Source organism: Arthrobacter sp. Y3221160 (assembly GCF_059092585.1).
Map to the genome: position 1 here is coordinate 808,218 of NZ_JBNHHU010000001.1, position 18,229 is coordinate 826,446.

Consider the following 18,229-nt stretch of genomic DNA (forward strand, 5'->3'; position numbering starts at 1 on the left):
CGCCCGGCGCATGGGTGACGTGCCGCGTCGGGCGGAAAATTGTAACGTTGGAGATCCCGCCGCGTCTGTCTACTGGGTCACATCGAAGACGGCAGATTTTAGTCTCGCTGGCGCAGGGCGCTAGGCTTCTAATTGCTGGCACAGCTGCTATTGGAGATTGAAGTTGACTGCAAACATTCCCTCGGGATCATCCCAGAACGTCGACGTCGCGCTGATTGGCGGCGGCATCATGAGCACCACCCTCGGCTCCTTCATCAAGCAGCTGCAGCCGGACTGGAGCATCAGCCTGTTCGAGAACCTGGACGAGGTCGGCCTTGAAGCCTCGGACCCGTGGAACAACGCCGGCACCGGACACGCCGCGCTCTGCGAGCTGAACTACACGCCCGCCTCGGCGGACGGTTCGGTTCCCACCGCCAAGGCCGTGGGCATCAACGAGAAGTTCAACGTCTCGCGCCAGTTCTGGTCGCACATGATCCGCGAGGGCCACATCTCGTCGCCCCGGGAATTCGTCAACCCGCTGCCGCACATGAGCTTTGTCTGGGGCGATGACCACGCGGACTACCTCAAGCGCCGCCACGAGGCGCTGAAGCAGGAACCGCTGTTCGAGCAGATCGAATTCTCCGAAGACCACGCCGTCATCAACGAGTGGGCGCCGCTGATCATGCGGGGCCGCGATCCGCAGCAGCGCGTGGCCGCATCCCGCGTCGCCGGCGGCACCGACGTGGACTTCGGCTCCCTGTCCCGGAAGCTCGCGGGCTACCTGACCGCCCATGGCGTGGAACTGAACTACGGCCACCGGGTGCTGGACGTCTCCCGCAATACCGACGGCCGCTGGACCCTGGAAATCAGGAACAACGCCACCGGCGAAAAAACCAAGGTCAACGCGCGCTTCGTGTTCATCGGAGCCGGCGGCGGCGCCCTGCACCTGCTGCAGCGCTCCGGCATCCCCGAGTCCAAGGGCTACGGCGGTTTCCCGGTGTCCGGACAGTTCCTCCGCTGCACCGACGAGGCCGTCATCAACGCCCACCACGCCAAGGTCTACGGCCAGGCCTCCGTGGGCGCCCCGCCCATGTCGGTGCCCCACCTGGACACCCGCTTCGTCAACGGCAAGCGCTCCCTGCTCTTCGGCCCGTACGGCGGCTTTTCGCCGAAGTTCCTCAAGACCGGCTCGCTGCTGGACCTGCCCACGTCCGTGCGCCCGAGCAACCTGGTGCCCATGCTGGCCGTGGCCAAGGACAACTTCGGCCTGGTCAAGTACCTGGTCACCGAGGTGCTCAAGACCCGCGAAGGAAAGAACGAGGCCCTGCGCGCCTTCCACCCGGAGGTCGCCGGCGACCAGTGGGAGCTGATCACCGCCGGCCAGCGTGTCCAGGTGATCAAGAAGGACCCGAAGCGGGGCGGCGCCCTGCAGTTCGGCACCGAGGTCATCGCGTCCGCCGACGGCAGCATCTCCGCCCTGCTCGGCGCCTCCCCCGGGGCATCCACCGCAGCGCCGATCATGATCAGCCTGCTGGAACGCTGCTTCCCGCTGGAGTTCAAGAGCTGGGAACCCAAGCTGAAGGACATGCTCCCCGGCTACGGCGTGAACCTGAACGAGAACCCCTCGCTGTTGGCCGAAATCACCGCCGACACCGACCGGGTACTCGAACTGGCATGATCCCCGTCCGCCCCGTACGACCGCTGAACTAAGCTTCAAGCCATGCACAAGCTGGCAACGCTATCCCTGGCGAATCGTGCGTTGATCGCGCTGATTACGGTCTTCGTGGCCGTCTTCGGCGTGATCACCATGGGTTCGCTGAAGCAGGAACTCATCCCCTCGCTCGAGTTCCCGCGGATTACCGTTGTCAGTTCCATGCCCGGCGCGTCGCCGGAGGTAGTGGACAAGCAGGTCAGCGAACCGCTCGAACGCGCGCTCACCGCCGTCGAGGGCCTCGAGTCTTCCTCGGCGGTGTCGCGCAACGGGTTCTCCACCGTCAACCTGACGTTCGTCTACGGCACCAACCTGGACCGGGCACGCAGCCAGGTGGACCGTGCCATCTCCAACGTCCGCCAGCAACTGCCCGACGACGTCTCGCCGCTGTCGCTCGCCGGCAGCATCGATGACTTCCCCATCGTCTTCATGGCGGTGTCCTCCGACCTGACCCTGAGCGAGCTGAGCACCGAGCTGAACCGCCTCACGGTGCCCCGGCTGCAGAACATCCCCGGAGTGCGCGGGGCCGAGGTCTCCGGCGGCCCCGGCCGGCACATCGCCATCGTGCCTGACGACGATGCCATGGCGGAGGCCGGCGTCGGCGTTTCCGCCATTGTGGACAGCCTGGCCAACAGCGGCGGCCTGGTCCCCGCCGGCGCCGTGCAACAGGACGGCCAGAGCCTCTCCGTGCAGATCGGCAGCCCGCTGGACAGCTTGGCGGCCATCGAAAACCTGCCGCTCTCCCCCGCTGAAACGACGACGGCGGAGCAGCCCTCGGCGCCCTCCGCACCGGAGGCGGGGCGGGCACCCGGGCAGTTCCCCGGCCAAGGCCAGCCCGCCCCGCCGGGCAGCGGGACAGGGCAGGGCCAGGTACCCGTGCCCGACACCGTGCCCGCACCGGACCAGCCCGGCCAGGCGCCGGACCCTGTGCCGGCCGACCCTGCCACCATCGGCGAGGTGGCCGACGTCGACATCGCCGACGACGAGCAGACCTCGATCACCCGGACCAACGGCGAGCTGACGCTTGCCCTGGCCGTCACCAAGACGCCGGAGGGCGACACGGTGGCCATCTCCCACGCCATCGGCGAGTTGCTGCCCGAACTGGAGGCCGAACTGGGCGACGGCGCGCAGATCACCACGGTGTTCGACCAGGCCCCGTTCATCGAGACGTCCATCAAAGACCTGACCACCGAGGGCCTGCTGGGGTTGGGCTTCGCGGTGCTGATCATCCTGGTCTTCCTGCTCTCCGTACGCTCCACGCTGATCACGGCGATCTCCATCCCGCTGTCGCTGCTGGCCACGTTCATCGGCCTCAATGCGCTGGGCTACTCGCTGAACATCCTCACCCTCGGCGCGCTGACCATCGCCATCGGGCGCGTTGTGGACGACTCGATCGTGGTGGTCGAGAACATCAAACGGCACCTGAACTACGGCGAACCCAAGGGCGACGCCATCCTGGCGGCGGTCCGGGAGGTCGCCGGGGCCATCACCGCGTCCACCCTGACGACCGTTGCGGTGTTCCTGCCGATCGCGTTCGTCGGGAATCTGGCCGGCGAACTGTTCCGGCCGTTCGCCATCACTACCGCGCTGGCCCTGCTCGCGTCCCTGGCGGTGTCGCTGACCATCGTGCCGGTGCTGGCCTACTGGTTCGTCAAATCCCCCGCGGCGGAGCAGCACTATGACACGTCCGCAGTGCGTGCGGCGGCCTCCGAGAAGGAACGCCGCTCGCTGCTGCAGCGCGGCTACCTGCCGGTGCTCGCCGGCACCCAGCGGCACCCGGTGATCACCACCGTGGCCGCCCTGCTGGTGCTGGCCGGCACCGCCGCCATGGTGCCGCTGCTGCAGACCAACCTGCTCGGCGACAGCGGACAGAACAGCTTCAGCCTGCGCCAGCAGATGCCGGCCGGGACCAGCCTGGAGACCACCGACGAGGCGGCTGCCCCGGTCGAGGAGCTGCTGGCCGGGATGGACGGGATCGAGGCGGTCCAGGTCACCATGGGCAACGCCGGCGGCGGCCTGGGGACGTTCCTCTCCGCGGGTGCCTCGGTGGCCCAGTACACCGTCATCACCGAGGAAGGCATTGACCAGGCGGCGCTGCGCGACCGGGTCCGCTCCGCCGTCGAAAAGCTGCCCGGCGAGGCGACGTTCACGCTGGGCACTCAGGGCGGGGGCTTCGGCACCTCCAGCACCGTGGACGTGGAGATCTCCGCGAACGGCCCGGAGGAGCTGAGGGACGCCTCCGACCGGCTGGTGGAGCTGCTGCGGGAGGTGCCGGGGGCCGCAGAGGTGTCCAGCAACCTCTCGGCGGCCGAGCCGGTGGTCCAGGTGTCCGTGGACCGGGCCAAGGCCGTGGCCGCCGGGCTGGACGAGGAGCAGGTCGCGGGCCTGCTGGCGTCTTCAATCAGCCCGCTGCCCGGCGGCACCGTGCGGATCGGCACCACCGACTTCCCGGTGCTGATCGGGGAAGGCAGCGACTTCTCCAGCGTCGAGGAACTGCGCGGCGTCGAAGTGCCCACGGCGGCCGGGCCGGTGCCGCTGACGGACCTGGCCACTGTCGAGGAAACCGACGTGCCGACGTCGATCAGCGCCAGCGGCGGCGAACGCACGGCCGTCGTCTCCGTGACCCCGGAGGGAGAGAACCTGGGTGCCCTCAGCAGCGAGGTGGCGGCCGCACTGGACGGCACCGACCTGCCGGCCGGGGTCACAGCGGAATTGGGCGGCGCGGCCACCCAGCAGGCCGAGTCCTTTGAACAGCTGGGCTGGGCGCTGCTGGCCGCCGTCGCCATTGTCTACGTGATCATGGTGGCCGCGTTCAAGTCCTTGGTGCAGCCGCTGATCCTGCTCGTCTCCATTCCGTTTGCGGCCACGGGGGCCATCGGGCTGCTGGTCATCACGCGGATCCCGTTGGGGCTGCCGTCGCTGATCGGCATGCTGATGCTGGTGGGCATCGTGGTGACGAATGCGATCGTGCTGATCGACCTCATCAACCAGTACCGGCGCCCCCACGACGGCCGGCCCGGCATGAACGTGGCGGACGCGATCACGCACGGCGCACGGCGCCGGCTGCGGCCCATCTTGATGACGGCGCTCGCCACGGTCTTTGCGCTCACGCCGATGGCGCTGGGACTGACCGGTGAGGGCGGTTTCATTTCGCAGCCGCTGGCAGTGGTGGTGATCGGCGGCCTGGTGTCCTCCACCGCGCTGACGCTGGTGCTGGTGCCGGTGCTGTACCGGCTGATCGAAGGCCGGCGCGAGCGTCGGGCATACCAGCGCAATACACTCGAGGCAGAGCTGGTTCCGGCCGGACGCTGATCCGGCTAACCCGGAACCGTGGAGGTGCTGAACATGCCAGAACCGGAAACCATGCCCGCCGGGCCGGGCCGCCTGGACCGGCTTACCGACCGGCTCCCCGCCCCGCTGCGCAAGTACGGCCAGCAGATGGGCGGGTGGCGCCGGGTCCAGCTGGCGTTCAAGACCGCGTTGGCGTGCGCCATCGCCTGGTTCATCGCCCTGCGGCTGCCCGGCGAGGTGGACCAGTACCCCTATTACGCGCCGCTGGGCGCGCTGATCAGCATGTATTCCACCGTCGCCGACTCCGTCAAGACCTCCGCGGAGACGCTGGCCGGGCTGCTGCTGGGCATCGGCCTGGCCATGCTCCTGCTCCTGACGGTCGGCCCGCATTTCGTCACCGTGGGCCTGCTGGTGTTCCTGGGCGTGCTGGTTGCGGGGCTGCCGCGGCTCGGGGCGGGCCGGGAATGGGTTCCCATGGCCGCGCTGTTCGTCCTGCTGGTGGGCGGGTCCAATGCCGGCGACTACTCGCTCGGCTATGCGGTGCAGATGGCGGTGGGGGTGGCCGTCGGCATCGCTGTGAACTTCCTGCTGTTCCCGCCGTTGAATTTCAACGCGGTGGGACGCAGCCTGCAGCAGCTGCAGTCCGACCTCGCCCGGCAGCTGGAGGACATGGCCGAGGCGCTCCGGGAGAACTGGCCGCCGGAACACAAGGATTGGGCGACGAACGGCGAGAGCATCACCCGCTTGGGCAACCAGGTGCGGCAGGCCGTGCAGGCCGCCGACCGCAGCCGCAAGGCCAATCCGCGGCGCAAGTTCCACGACCGGGACCTGGACACCGATTGGCGGAATCTACGCACGCTGGAGCGTGCCGCCTTCCATACCCAGGACATGACCGAGGTGCTCGCCGCCGTGATTTGGGACGAAACACTGCATCTTCCCGACCCCGTGCTGGCACCGATGGCCAACGCCCTGGACGCCACGGCCGAGGCCATCAGGAGCATGACCGCCGAGGACCTGCCGGACAAGCTGGCCGCCGCGCGCGACGCACAGCACCGCCTCACCGGAGTCGTCGCGGGCTCGGTGTCCGCGGAGTCCCCCGCCACGGCGGCAGGATCCGTGGCGGTCAGCCTGGAACGCATACTGGCCGCGCTTGGCCGGCACGTGAAGGACCGCTCCGGCGGCCAGGCCCCGTAGCGGCGCGGGTACCTCCCCTCTCAAGCCGGAGGGTGCCGGCCCGCCGAGACGCCCCCAGCGGCGCGGGTACTTCCCCTCTCTCTACCCCGAGGGTATCGGCCTGCCCGGCCGGCCAATCCCATTCGATGAAACGTTGAACCGGCTGCAAGGGGTTCCTCTTGCCGGGAAATTCGAGTTTTATGTACCTACTCGTGTCGAGCAGCTGGCACTAAGATCCTCCGGACCGGGAGAATGATGTGTCGGATCTGGGCGAGAGCCTCCCTTCCGTGCCTGGCAGCGTTGCCGCTGTTCCCTTTGTCGGCGCATTTGAGAGTACTTACCTACCGGTACACCGCCGGGACGTGGCGGAGCTGACCGGAAGCTACGCCCACTGGGGCCGCCACCTGGACCACATGCGCGCAGCAGGCGTAGGCAGGGTGCGGTTTCCGATTCGCTGGCACCGCGTGGAAACAGAGCCAGGCGTGTTCGATTGGTCCGAGACTGACCGGCAGCTCCAGTTCCTGCGGGTCCGCGGCATGGAGCCAATCGTCGACCTGGTGCACCACACGAGCTACCCGCAGTGGCTCGACGACGGTTTCAGGGACCGGAGGTTTGCGCCCGCTTTCCTGCGCTATGCAGAGGCCGTGGCCCGGCGCTATCCCTGGCTGACGTCCTACACGCTGTTCAATGAGCCCTTCGCCACCCTTTTCCTCTGCGGCCATGAGGCCTTGTGGCCGCCCTACGACAGGGGAATCAACGGTTTTGTGCGCCTCGTTCGCAACGTCCTGCCGGCCATCGCGGAGGCGGCCAGGTGCTGGTCGGAGCTGCTGCCCGAAGCCCGCCACGTCTGGGTGGATACCTGCGAACACCATGACGGAACTGCGCGTGGCCCGGCGGAGTACGCGGCTCTCGCCAACGACCGGCGCCACGTGCTGCTGGATCTGGTGCTCGGACACGATCTGACCGAGGGCCGCCCCTTCCTGAGGGAGATCGTCAAGCACGGCGGCGAAGACTTGCTTCACCTGGACCCCGTTCGGGTGGACGTTCTCGGCCTCGACTATTATTGCCACTCCGAATGGTGGTATGAGGAGTCCCGCGCCCATGCGCCATCGCCCCACCCGCTGGGTTTTGCGGCCGTGGCCGAGCACTACGGCTCCCGCTACGGGCTGCCGATGCTCCTGAGCGAGACCAACATCCGGGGAACGGCCTCCGACCGCGCGTCCTGGTTGCGATACACCCTTGAACAGTACGAACTGGCTCTCTCCCGCGGGATCCGGCTCGAGGGGTACTGCTGGTTTCCCTTCGTGGACTCCTGCGACTGGGACTCCATGCTCGCCCGCGCCGCCCGCCGCCCGGACCCGGTCGGCGTCGTGGGCGCCGCCGCGTGGGGAAGCCGGACGGCCACCACCTGCTTCACGGACGCCTGGATGGCTGCGGCATCCGGAACCCCCAGCCGCGACCTGCCCGCGTACCGATTTCAACCGCCGTGCGACAGCCAGCTCCGGGGGCTGCTGCCCCAGATGAGCCACTGGCCCTGGCGCGATCCTCCCGAAGAGGAGATCGTCCCGCCCGCCCGCAACGCCGACGAAGAGGAACACAGGATGAACCCCTTGGAAGACCCTGACTTGGTCGTGCTGTCCCACCTGAGGTGGACCTGGGTCTGGCAGCGCCCGCAACATCTTGTCTCCCGGTTTGCCGCCGCCCGCACCCGGACCGGGGCCCGCACATGGTTTCTGGAGGAACCACTGCCGGCCAAGGTCGAACAACCGGTCCTGCGGCACCAGGACGTGGACGGCATCACCAGGGTATGGCTTGAAATTCCCTCGGTTGACGGGCAATTGGCCGCCCCGGGATTCGACGCACCCGGCGCGGAAGAATACGGCGCATTGTTCCGCCACTTGCTGGCGACCCACGCACGGCCGGCCTCGCCCGACGTCTTGATCTATACGCCGATGGCGCTGGAGATAGCGCGCGCGCTCGAGCCCGGGGCCCTCTGTTATGACGTCATGGATGATTTGGCGTCGTTTCGCCATGCCCCCAAAGCCATGCAGACCCGGCAACGCCAGGCGCTGGCGGAATCCGATGTGGTCTTTGCGGGAGGCGCCTCCTTGCACCGCAGCGTCAGCCGCTACGTGGGCGATTCCTGCCATCTCTTTCCCAGCGGTGTGGACGCCGCGCACTATGAAACCTCCCGGCTGCTCCGCGAGGAGCGGGCGCCCGGCCTCCGGAAGGTGGCGGGCTACGTGGGCGTCATCGACGAGCGGCTCGATCTTGGCCTGCTGGAGGAGCTCGCCGCGATGCTTCCCGACTGGTTGTTTCGGATCGTGGGACCGGTCGCCAAGATCGATCCGGCCACGCTGCCGCAGGCTCCAAACATCGAGTACACCGGAATGGCGGAATACGCCGAGTTGCCCGCTGTCATGGCCGAATTCGACGTTGCCTTGATGCCCTTCGCCATGAACGAGGCGACACGGTCGATCAGCCCGACGAAGACCCTCGAGTATCTGGCCGCCGGCCTTCCCGTGGTGTCGACGCCCGTTCCGGATGTGGTCGCCGGGTACCGGGGGCTCGTCCACATCCAGGAGGACGCCGCAGGCTTCGCCGATGCCATCCAGACCGCGCCGGGTGATTCCCCGGCCGAACGGGACCGGCGAATGCGGCCCTTGCAGAGACTCCTCGGCTGGGATGCGATTGCCGGACAAATGCACCGTTTGATCTCTCAGGGAGCCGCGGCAGGAGAACTGGCGGAAGAAGAAACGGCATGAGCTCGGGGGCCGAGCGCCAACGCTCCGACGTGGAGGATTTGGAACGCGCCCACGAACGCGGAGTCGGCGCGGCAATAGCCGGCCTGCAGGACGCCGCGCTGGGCAGGAGACGCCTGACCGGCCCTGCCGTTCCGGCGCTCGCCGAGGCAGCCGTTAGTTCGGCCACGCCGTACCTTCGGGCACCGTTGCTGGCGAGGATTTCCGCCGGCCTCATGCTTCATCCGCCGGCCGGCGACGAACAGGGAGAATGCGCAACCTGCGGCACCCCGGCCCCGTGCCTGACCGCCGAGGCGCTGAAATGGTAGCGGCCGGAGACCACGGTCCCGACCTCATTGTCGTCGGCGCAGGCCTCTTCGGACTGACCGTTGCCGAAACCGCCGCACGTGAGTACGGGGCCCGCGTGCTGATACTTGAACGCCGTTCCCACCCGGGCGGCAACGCCTGGTCCGAGGAGGAACCGGAGACCGGGATCGAAGTCCACCGGTACGGGGCGCACCTGTTCCACACGTCGAATGAACGGGTCTGGAACTACGTCAACCGGTTCACTTCGTTCACCGGCTACCAGCACCGCGTGTTTACGGTCTTTAAGGGCAATGTATATCCGATGCCCATCAACCTGGGCACGATCTGCGCCTATTTCGGCCGCCACCTCTCGCCGGACCAGGCCAGGGAGTTGATCCGCCACCAGGCGCAGGAAGTACCGGCCTCGGCGGCCGGCAACCTGGAAGAGAAGGCCGTCTCGTTGATCGGCCGACCGCTGTACGAGGCCCTGGTGCGCGGCTACACGGCCAAGCAATGGCAGACCGACCCGCGGGAACTGAGCCCCGACATCATCACGCGGCTGCCCGTGCGCTACACCTTCGACAACCGCTACTTCACCGACACCTACGAGGGCCTGCCGACGGAGGGCTACGGCACCTTCCTTGGCGGCTTTCTCCGGTCGCCCTTGATCGACCTGCAACTGAACACCGATTTTTTCCACGTCCGTCCGCACCTCCCGCCCGACGTGCCCGTCGTGTACACGGGGCCGCTGGACCGCTACTTCGGATACTCGACCGGGGCCTTGTCCTGGCGCACCCTGGACTTCGAGCAGGAAGTCCTGCCGATCGCGGATTTTCAGGGCACGCCCGTGATGAATTACGCCGACGAAGACGTCCCGTGGACCCGCATCCACGAATTCCGCCATTTCCATCCCGAACGGCAGTACCCCGATGACCGCACCGTGATCGTCCGCGAATACTCCCGGACGGCGGGCGCGAACGACGAACCGTACTACCCGATCAACACCAGCCAGGACCGGGACAAGCTCAGGACGTACCGTCGCCTCGCTGGGCAGGAACCGAACGTGTTCTTCGGGGGCCGCCTCGGCACCTACAAGTACCTGGACATGCACATGGCCATAGCGTCGGCGCTGGGTTTGGTCGACAACTCGATCGGCCCCCTGCTCGGTCGCTCGTCGGCCTAACCCGGGCCCCGCTCCTTGCCGCATCAAGCCGGCGGTGCGCATGCCGGGAAAGCCTTTCCGGGACCACCCGCGGCACGGTGACCGGTCCGACAACCTGTCCCGGAATTTTTCCGCGTGCCTGCCGTTAACCACAGTGAATGCAAATGCATGTAAACTGATGCGTAGCAAGCACCACGAAAGGTACATCATGGAACTCGGCGTATTCAGCGTCAGCGACGTCACCCTGGACCCGACCACCAACCGCATGCCCACCGAGCGCGAGCGGATCAAGGCGTCGGTCGCCATTGCCAAGAAGGTCGAAGACATCGGCATGGATGTCTACGCCATCGGCGAGCACCACAACCCGCCGTTCTTCTCCAGCTCCCCCACCACGCTGCTGGCCTACATCGCCGCGCAGACCGAGCGGATCACACTGTCCACCGCCACCACGCTGATCACCACCAACGATCCCGTGAAGATCGCCGAGGACTTCGCCATGCTCCAGCAGCTGGCCGACGGCCGCGTGGATCTGGTGCTGGGCCGCGGCAACACCGCCCCGGTCTATCCCTGGTTCGGCAAGAACATCCAGGACTCGCTGGAGCTGACGGTGGAGAACTACGCCCTGCTGCGCAAGCTCTGGGACGAAGAGGTCGTCAACTGGCAGGGCAAGCACCGCACCCCGCTGCACAACTACACCTCCACGCCCCAACCCCTGGACGGCGTTGCACCCTTCGTCTGGCACGGCTCGATCCGCACGCCCCAGATCGCGGAGCTGGCGGCCTACTACGGCGACGGCTTCTTCGCCAACAACATCTTCTGGCCGAAGGAGCACTACATGCAGCTCATCGGCCTGTACCGCGAGCGCTACGAGCACTACGGCCACGGCACCGCCGACCAGGCCATCGTGGGCCTGGGCGGACAGTTCTTCATGCGCAAGAACTCGCAGGACGCGGTCAACGAATTCCGCCCCTACTTCGACAACGCACCCGTCTACGGCCACGGACCGTCGCTGGAGGACTTCACCGCGCAGACCCCGCTCACCGTCGGCAGCCCGGAGCAGGTGATCGAGAAGACCCTGGCCTTCGCCGACTACTTCGGCGACTACCAGCGCCAGTTGTTCTTGATCGACCACGCAGGACTGCCCCTAAAGACCGTGCTGGAACAGCTGGACCTGTTCGGCGAAGAGGTGCTCCCGGTGCTGAAGAAGGAGTTCGCCGCCCGCAAGCCGGCGCATGTTCCGGAAGCCCCGACCCACGCCAGCCGCAAGGCCGCCCGCGACGCCAAGGAAGCGCCCGCCGAGTCGGTGTCCCATGGCTGATTCATCCGGTCCTGAGATCAGGACGACGGCGGCTGCTTGGGAATCGCTGTTCCGCACCCAGGTGGCGGTAATGCGCCGGATGCAGCAGCTGCCCGAGTTCAGGAAACTCGCCATGCGCGAGTACGACGTCCTGTTCAACCTGAGCCGGTGCCCGGGCGGCTGGAGCCGGCTGAACGAGCTGAACGAGGCACTGTTGATCAGCCAGCCGAGCCTCAGCCGGATGGTCGACCGCTTGGAGAAGAAGGGCCTGGTCCTCCGGCGCACGGCCCGCAACGACCAGCGGGGCATCGAGATCTCGCTGACAGACGAGGGCCGCGCGTTGCAGAAGGAGATCGGCCGGCAGCACGTCAAGCACCTGCATTCGATGCTCGCCCCGCTGCTGTCCGAGGAGGAATTCGGACAGCTCCAGGAGCTGACCAACAAGCTTCGGGCCGGCCTGGCGAACGATTGAAGTTATCCGGCGGGGTGCCGGCGGCTCAGGCGGGCGGATCTTCAGCGACCTGCAGGGTCATGATGACCTGCCGCAGCGTCTTGAAGTGCTTGCCGGAGACGTAGCTCTCCGCCTCCGCGATGAGGCCGTAGGCATCCAGCAGCCCGGTCTCGTCGCCGGGCGCCGGAGTGCCGTGGCGGACGGCCGTGCCGAAGGAGTAGGTGCCGACCGGGTCCGGACCGTTGACGGTGTTTTCCACCAGGCAGGCCTGGAAGCCGTCGCCGGCCGTTTTGTCGGTCAGCCCCATCGACCCGAAGTACCGGTGGCCCAGCAGCGTCCGGTAGACGAACAGCGGCTCGACCGTGTCGTCGGACGGCACGGCGGGCACCTTCGCCGGCTCGCTGACCACCACGCGCAGTTCGGTGACGGCGCCCTCGCAGGCGGCCTTGGGCAGCTTGAGCCGGGTGTGCAGTTCGGCGGCCAGCTTGCCGGAAGAGTCCCGGATGTCCAGGTGCAGCCCGTCGTCCGAGGGCTGGGTGGGCTTGACCTGCCGCTGCACCACCCACTCGCCCGGAACCTCGAAACTGATCACTCGGTCCGGATCGGTGTAGACCTTCCAGCCGTCGATCGTCGCTTTCCGCACGGGCTCCTTGCCGGGCGGCGCCGCGGGTTGTCCGGCTGCGTCCCCGCCGGCCGCACCCGACGGCGACGCACTCGCTCCGGCCGACGCGCCGCCGTCGTCGGGCAGCAGGCCGCAGCCGGACACGAGCGCCACGCACAGCGCCGCGGCGGCACCCCGGCCCGGCATCCTTCGCCTGATCATGCTGCGCTCCCCTCCGGTCCGTGAGGACTCCACCGTACCCAGCGGGAGGACCGGTCCGGTATAGGACCGCGCCGTGTCCCGGGGCGTCGTCGGGAACCTTAGCGCCGCAGCGCCTGGACCTCTTGGACGGCGGCGACGACGGAGCGGGCCGCCAGGGCGATCTCGGCTTCCTTCACGCCGGCCGTGAAGGTCAGCCGCACCGCGGTCTGCGCCACGGCCGGTTCGATTCCCATGGCCAGCAGCACCGCGGACGGCTCGTCGGAGCCGGCGGCGCAGGCCGACCCGCTGGAGCAGACCACCCCGCGGCGTTCCAGTTCCAGCAGCACCGCCTCGCCGGAGGTTCCCGGGAAGCAGAAGGAGGCGCTGGCGGGCAGCCGTTCGGTGCGATGACCGGTCAACATGGTGCCGGGCAGTTCCCGCAGGACGGTGTCGATCAGGTAGTCGCGGTAGCGCGTGAGCCGGTCGGCGTCGGCCGCCCGCTCGCCCCCGGCCAGCGACAGCGCGGTGGCGACGGCGACCGCGCCGGCGACGTTCTCGGTGCCGGACCGCCTGCCGCGCTCCTGCCCGCCGCCGTGCAGCACCGGCTCCAGCGGGACCCGGCCGGAGACATACAGCAGCCCGCAGCCCTTGGGCGCGCCCAGCTTGTGGCCGGACACGCTGAGCGCGTCCACCCCGAGCTCTGCGACGTCCAGGTCCAGCCAGCCGGCCGCCTGCACGGCGTCGGTGTGGAACGGGATACCGGCCGCCCGGCAGAGCCTGCCGATGCGCCCGACCGGCTGGATGGTGCCCACCTCGTTGTTCGCGTACATCACCGTGCACAGCGTGGTGTCGTCGCGCAGCGCGGCCTCCAGTTCGTCCACGCGGACCATGCCCGTGGCATCGACCGGCACCCGGGTGACCTCGAAGTCATGGAACCGGGCCAGGTAGTCGACCGCCTCCAGCACCGAGGGGTGTTCCACGGCGCTGGTGACGACGTGCCTGCCCCGCGGGGAGGCGAGCGCAATGCCCTTGACCGCCAGGTTGTTGGACTCGGTGCCGCCGGACGTGAAGATGATTTCGCCGGGGCGGCAGCCCAGCACCCCGGCGGCCGTGCCCCGGGCATAGTCGAGTGCCCGCAGCGCCGCCTCTCCCACGGTGTGATGGCTCGAGGGGTTGCCGAAGTCCTGCGTCAGGGCAGGCCACATGGCCTCCAGCACCTCACGGCGCACCGGGGCGGTCGCCGCAGCGTCCAGATAGATCACGACGACGATGCACCTCCGGCCGCCTGCCCCGCGGCAATGCGGATGTCCAGGCCCAGGTCCAGCGACCGCACGCTGTGGGTGAGCGCGCCGGACGAGATGACGTCAACCCCGGTCCGGGCAATTTGGCCGACGGTCTCCAACCGCACGTTGCCGCTGGCCTCGACGATCGCACGTCCGGCCACCCGGGCAACGCCGGCGCGGAGTTCGTCCACGCTGAAGTTGTCCAGCATGATGGTGTCCACGCCCGCGGCCAGCACCGGCTCGATCTGCTCGGCCCTGTCCACCTCCACCTCGAAGTGGACGGTGTGCGGGAGCCTGGCCTTCGCCTCCAGCAGCGCCTCGGTCAGGTCCCGGCTGCCGTCGGCGGTGAGCACGGCCAGGTGGTTGTCCTTGGCCATCACTGCGTCGGAGAGCGAATAGCGGTGGTTGTGTCCGCCGCCGCAGCGCACGGCATAGCGCTCCAGCGCCCGCAGGCCGGGGGTGGTCTTGCGGGTATCCACCACCCGGGCCGCCGTACCGGCCACTTCCCGGACGAAGGCCGCGGTCTGCGTGGCGATGCCGCTCATCCGCTGCAGCAGGTTCAAAGCCACCCGTTCACCCAGCAGGATGGAGCGGGCGTTTCCGGTCAGGACGGCCAGCACCTCGCCGGCCCCGAAGGCGGCGCCGTCGCCGGTTTTCAGCTCCACCCGCACGTCGGGATCCACCTGGCGGAAGACCTCGGCCAGCACCGGACCGCCGGAGAACACGCCGGGCTCGCGGGCCGCCAGCTCCGCCGTGGCGGTGGCGTCGGCCGGAATCAGCGTAGCCGAGGTGACGTCGCCCCACGGCGCGTCCTCGGCGAGCGCCCCGGCGACGATTCGCTCCATGGCGGTCCGGTCGATCGGCTGGATATGGTTCATGGCTGCTCCTGCAGGACTGGCTGGGACGTGGGGGAAGACATTGGGGAAAAGGTGGCGGGGGCGGGGACCGCGGCGTCGTTCACATAGGCCAGGTGCCGGCGGTGCGCCGGGGCCCGGGTGTGATCGCTGCGGTAGTGGGCGCCGATACTGTCGCGCCGCGCGGCGGCGGCTGCCACCACCAGCCGGGCCACGGTCAGCAGTGCGGCATCCTCGGCCGAGGCGGCGTCGGTGACGGACACATGCCACCGCGCCAGCTGGCGGGCGGCCCCCCGCAGCGTCGGCTCGTCGCGGACCACGCCGGCGGCGGCCGCCATCACGGCCTGGATCTGTTGCCGGGTGCACGCAGTGGTTCCGGCCGGTGCGTCCTGTCGGTCGGCGCGGGCCCCTGCACGCAGCGGGCGGCCCGGCGGGGCGCCGACGTCCAGCGGGACGGCACCGAACACCGGCACGGCCTCCGGCAGGTCCAGCGCCCGCACGGCACGGCGGGCGAAAACCAGGCCTTCCAGCAGCGAGTTCGAGGCCAGCCGGTTGGCCCCGTGCACTCCGGTGCAGGCGACCTCGCCCACGGCCAGCAGCCCGGGCACCGAGGTCCTGCCGTCGTGGTCGGTCCGCACGCCGCCCATCCAGTAGTGCGAGGCCGGACGCACCGGCAGCGGTTGCCGCGTCCAGTCGAAGCCCAGCGAACGGACCGTGGCGTCGATCATCGGGAACCTGGCCGCCAGGAAACCGGCGCCCTTCTCCCGCTCGAGTCCGGTGGCGTCCAGGAAGACCTGCGGCAGCAGCCCGTTGTCTTCCTGCAGCCGGAGCTGAGTGTGGATGCAGCGCGAGGTCACGTCACGGGGCGCCAGCTCGGCGTCCGGATGCAGCGCCGGCATGAACCGCTCCCCCGCAGCGTCCACCAGCACGGCGCCTTCGCCGCGTACCGCCTCGGAAATCATGAAGGCCCTGCCGCCGGTCGCCGCCGGGTCCAGCAGGGTGGGGTGGAACTGGATGAACTCCAGGTCAGCCAGGACCGCACCGGCTTCCCAGGCCAGCGCCACGCCGTCGCCGGTGGCGGCGGCGGGGTTGGTGGTGGCCGGGTACAGCTGCCCGGCACCGCCGGTCGCGAGGATCACGACGTCGGTGTCCAGCCGCGCGGGCACCGCGCCTGCTCCCATGGGCATCAGCTCCAGGCCAGCCACGCGCGCGCCGGCCGTGAGCAGCCGCCGCACCATCGTGTGCTCGAGGATCTCCAGCCGGCCCGCCTCCGCCAGGCCGCGGACCACGCGGATCAGCCCTTCGGCGATGCCGGCCCCGGTGCGGTCGCCGCCGGCATGCAGGATCCGCGGGGCCGAGTGGGCCCCTTCCAACCCGAGCGAGAATGCGCCGCCGTGCCGGTCGAAGGCCACGCCCCAGTCTTCCAAGGTGGCGATCTCCCGCGCCGCGCCTTCGCACAATAGCCGGACGGCGCCGTCGTCGTTCATGAAGGCGCCGGCGGCGAGGGTGTCGGCGATGTGCGCCGCCACGGAATCGCCGGCCGCGGTGCCCTGCGCTGTGACCGCGGTGATCCCGCCCTGGGCGTGCCAGGTGTTGGACTCGGCCAGCCCGCCCTTGGTGATCAGGGTGACGGCGGTGTCCGGACGTTCCGCGGCGAGCGCGGCGGCGTAGAGCCCGGCGATGCCGGACCCCACCACCGCCACGCGCCGGGCCGGTTCGCGGTTCACGGCCTGGCTGCCAGCATCCGTTCCAGCGCCACGCGGGCGGGGACGGCCACCGAATCGGGCACGGTGATCCGGTTGAGGACTTCGCCGCCGGGCAGCTGGCCGGTTCCGGCGTAGGCTTCCAGCACCCAGGCCAGGTAGCCCGGGTGGATCCGGTACATCGTGGAGCACGGGCAGATCACCGGGTCGAGGCAGAAGATGGTGTGCTGCGGGTACTCGGCGGCCAGCCGGTTGACCATGTTGATCTCGGTGCCGATCGCGAAGACGGTCGGCTCGGCGGCGGCGGCCACGGCCTTGCGGATGTAGTCGGTGGAACCGGACTCATCCGCGGCGTCCACCACCGGCATGGGGCATTCGGGGTGCACGATCACCCGGACGCCCGGGTAGTCGGCGCGTGCCTTCTCGATCTGGTCCACGTTGAAGCGCTTGTGCACGGAGCAGAAGCCGTGCCAGAGGATCACGCGGGATTCCCGCAGCGCCGCCTCGTCGTTGCCGCCCAGGGACTGGCGCGGATTCCACATGGGCATCCGTTCCAGCGGCACGCCCATGGCCTTGGCCGTGTTGCGGCCCAGGTGTTGGTCGGGGAAGAAGAGCACCCGGTGGGCGCGCTCGAAGGCCCACTCCAGCACGGTTTCGGCGTTCGAGGACGTGCAGACGATCCCGCCGTTCTCTCCGCAGAAGCCCTTGAGCGCGGCCGACGAGTTCATGTAGGTGACCGGGATGACTGGGACCTTGCCGTCGGCGTCCGGACCGCTGCCGAGCACGCCGGCGAGCTGGTCCCAGCAGGCCTGCACCGAGTCGATGTCCGCCATGTCCGCCATGGAGCAGCCGGCGGCCAGGTTCGGCAGGATCACGGCCTGGTCTTCGCCGGAGAGCATGTCGGCGGTTTCCGCCATGAAGTGCACGCCGCAGAAGACGATGACTTCGGCCTCCGGCTTTTCCTTGGCGGCCCGCGCCAGCTGGAACGAGTCGCCCACGAAATCGGCGTATTTGACCACTTCGTCGCGCTGGTAGAAGTGGCCGAGGATGACCAGCTTGTCGCCCAGCTTGGCCTTGGCGGCCAAGATCCGCTCCTCGAGCTCCGCATCGCCGGCCAGCCGGTATTCTGCCGGGATTTCGCCCTGCCGCGGGGTGGCGGCCGGCGCCGGATCGGCCATCGACGCGCCCGGCCCGTAGGAGGGCGCCCAGGCACCGCTGCCCGCGGCGGTGTCGAAGGCCCACGGACCCTTGGCCAGATCGGGCGTGCAGGTGGAGGCGGCGGGCGCGCGGGAGCCGGCAAGCGCTTCCTCGCGGGTGATCAGCTGGATGGTGCTGTTGACCGATGACATGGTGTTCTCCGTTGTTGGGCAGGGGGCCAGGGAAATCCGTGGCGGACTGCGGGTATGGGTGGCGGGTGCGGGGGCCTTGCCGGCCTGCGGGGCGGTTGCCGCGGGACTATTGCCACGGGTGCGCCGG

13 protein-coding genes are annotated in these 18,229 nt (G+C 69.0%); 8 read left to right on the forward strand and 5 right to left on the reverse strand.

The features are described 5' to 3' along the window. The first annotated feature begins 163 nt into the window (after positions 1–163). The 8 genes from AC5RWG_RS03720 to AC5RWG_RS03755 all read left to right on the forward strand — a co-directional run bounded on the left by AC5RWG_RS03720 (position 164) and on the right by AC5RWG_RS03755 (position 12,132). Entirely contained in the window at positions 164–1,657 is a 1,494-nt protein-coding gene (locus tag AC5RWG_RS03720) for a malate:quinone oxidoreductase (protein WP_494139453.1), read from the forward strand. A 42-nt stretch (positions 1,658–1,699) separates the two neighbouring features. Continuing rightward, positions 1,700–5,002 carry an efflux RND transporter permease subunit gene (locus AC5RWG_RS03725; protein WP_494166440.1) on the forward strand — a complete coding sequence of 1,101 codons (3,303 nt, stop codon included), beginning with the start codon at positions 1,700–1,702 and terminating at the stop codon, positions 5,000–5,002. Between the two features lie 33 nt (positions 5,003–5,035). Then, positions 5,036–6,175: an FUSC family protein gene (locus AC5RWG_RS03730; RefSeq protein WP_494000063.1), complete on the forward strand. Its 1,140-nt coding sequence runs from the start codon at positions 5,036–5,038 to the stop codon at positions 6,173–6,175. Positions 6,176–6,516: 341 nt separating this feature from the next. Beyond that, the gene (locus AC5RWG_RS03735; RefSeq protein ID WP_494166441.1) at positions 6,517–8,919 is read left to right on the forward strand and encodes a family 1 glycosylhydrolase; all 2,403 of its coding nucleotides are present in this window, start codon (positions 6,517–6,519) and stop codon (positions 8,917–8,919) included. After that, positions 8,916–9,224 (forward strand): hypothetical protein, encoded by a 309-nt coding sequence (locus AC5RWG_RS03740; protein WP_494000065.1) that lies wholly within the window; start codon positions 8,916–8,918, stop codon positions 9,222–9,224. The genes AC5RWG_RS03735 and AC5RWG_RS03740 overlap by 4 nt, the downstream gene beginning before the upstream one ends. Beyond that, positions 9,218–10,384 carry a UDP-galactopyranose mutase gene (glf, locus tag AC5RWG_RS03745; RefSeq protein WP_494166442.1) on the forward strand — a complete coding sequence of 389 codons (1,167 nt, stop codon included), beginning with the start codon at positions 9,218–9,220 and terminating at the stop codon, positions 10,382–10,384. The genes AC5RWG_RS03740 and glf overlap by 7 nt, the downstream gene beginning before the upstream one ends. 187 nt (positions 10,385–10,571) lie before the next feature. Further along, positions 10,572–11,681 (forward strand): LLM class flavin-dependent oxidoreductase, encoded by a 1,110-nt coding sequence (locus tag AC5RWG_RS03750; protein ID WP_494000067.1) that lies wholly within the window; start codon positions 10,572–10,574, stop codon positions 11,679–11,681. Beyond that, positions 11,674–12,132: a MarR family winged helix-turn-helix transcriptional regulator gene (locus tag AC5RWG_RS03755; RefSeq protein ID WP_494166443.1), complete on the forward strand. Its 459-nt coding sequence runs from the start codon at positions 11,674–11,676 to the stop codon at positions 12,130–12,132. Before AC5RWG_RS03750 ends, AC5RWG_RS03755 begins: the two co-directional genes overlap by 8 nt. A gap of 25 nt (positions 12,133–12,157) precedes the next feature. Here the strand turns inward: AC5RWG_RS03755 and AC5RWG_RS03760 are convergent, their stop codons facing one another. The 5 genes from AC5RWG_RS03760 to nadA all read right to left on the reverse strand — a co-directional run bounded on the left by AC5RWG_RS03760 (position 12,158) and on the right by nadA (position 18,102). Continuing rightward, positions 12,158–12,934 carry a hypothetical protein gene (locus AC5RWG_RS03760; RefSeq protein ID WP_494166444.1) on the reverse strand — a complete coding sequence of 259 codons (777 nt, stop codon included), beginning with the start codon at positions 12,932–12,934 and terminating at the stop codon, positions 12,158–12,160. A gap of 98 nt (positions 12,935–13,032) precedes the next feature. Continuing rightward, the gene (locus AC5RWG_RS03765; RefSeq protein ID WP_494166445.1) at positions 13,033–14,175 is read right to left on the reverse strand and encodes a cysteine desulfurase family protein; all 1,143 of its coding nucleotides are present in this window, start codon (positions 14,173–14,175) and stop codon (positions 13,033–13,035) included. Continuing rightward, entirely contained in the window at positions 14,172–15,074 is a 903-nt protein-coding gene (gene nadC / locus AC5RWG_RS03770) for a carboxylating nicotinate-nucleotide diphosphorylase (RefSeq protein ID WP_494166446.1), read from the reverse strand. The genes AC5RWG_RS03765 and nadC overlap by 4 nt, the downstream gene beginning before the upstream one ends. Continuing rightward, on the reverse strand, positions 15,071–16,777 hold the full coding sequence (nadB, locus tag AC5RWG_RS03775) for an L-aspartate oxidase (protein WP_494166447.1): 1,707 nt from the start codon (positions 16,775–16,777) through the stop codon (positions 15,071–15,073). Before nadB ends, nadC begins: the two co-directional genes overlap by 4 nt. Further along, positions 16,774–18,102, reverse strand: coding sequence for a quinolinate synthase NadA (gene nadA, locus AC5RWG_RS03780; protein ID WP_494166448.1), 1,329 nt, complete (start codon positions 18,100–18,102; stop codon positions 16,774–16,776). The genes nadB and nadA overlap by 4 nt, the downstream gene beginning before the upstream one ends. Between the last annotated feature and the right edge of the window lie 127 nt (positions 18,103–18,229).

What these genes read in the sequence shown, in the direction of transcription:
- AC5RWG_RS03725 (WP_494166440.1), top strand. Translation starts at nt 1,700, where the DNA reads ATGCACAAGCTGGCAACGCTATCCCTGGCGAATCGTGCGTTGATCGCG.
- AC5RWG_RS03730 (WP_494000063.1), top strand. Translation starts at nt 5,036, where the DNA reads ATGCCAGAACCGGAAACCATGCCCGCCGGGCCGGGCCGCCTGGACCGG.
- AC5RWG_RS03740 (WP_494000065.1), top strand. Translation starts at nt 8,916, where the DNA reads ATGAGCTCGGGGGCCGAGCGCCAACGCTCCGACGTGGAGGATTTGGAA.
- glf (WP_494166442.1), top strand. Translation starts at nt 9,218, where the DNA reads ATGGTAGCGGCCGGAGACCACGGTCCCGACCTCATTGTCGTCGGCGCA.
- AC5RWG_RS03750 (WP_494000067.1), top strand. Translation starts at nt 10,572, where the DNA reads ATGGAACTCGGCGTATTCAGCGTCAGCGACGTCACCCTGGACCCGACC.
- AC5RWG_RS03755 (WP_494166443.1), top strand. Translation starts at nt 11,674, where the DNA reads ATGGCTGATTCATCCGGTCCTGAGATCAGGACGACGGCGGCTGCTTGG.
- AC5RWG_RS03760 (WP_494166444.1), bottom strand. Translation starts at nt 12,934, where the DNA reads ATGATCAGGCGAAGGATGCCGGGCCGGGGTGCCGCCGCGGCGCTGTGC.
- nadC (WP_494166446.1), bottom strand. Translation starts at nt 15,074, where the DNA reads ATGAACCATATCCAGCCGATCGACCGGACCGCCATGGAGCGAATCGTC.
- nadA (WP_494166448.1), bottom strand. Translation starts at nt 18,102, where the DNA reads ATGTCATCGGTCAACAGCACCATCCAGCTGATCACCCGCGAGGAAGCG.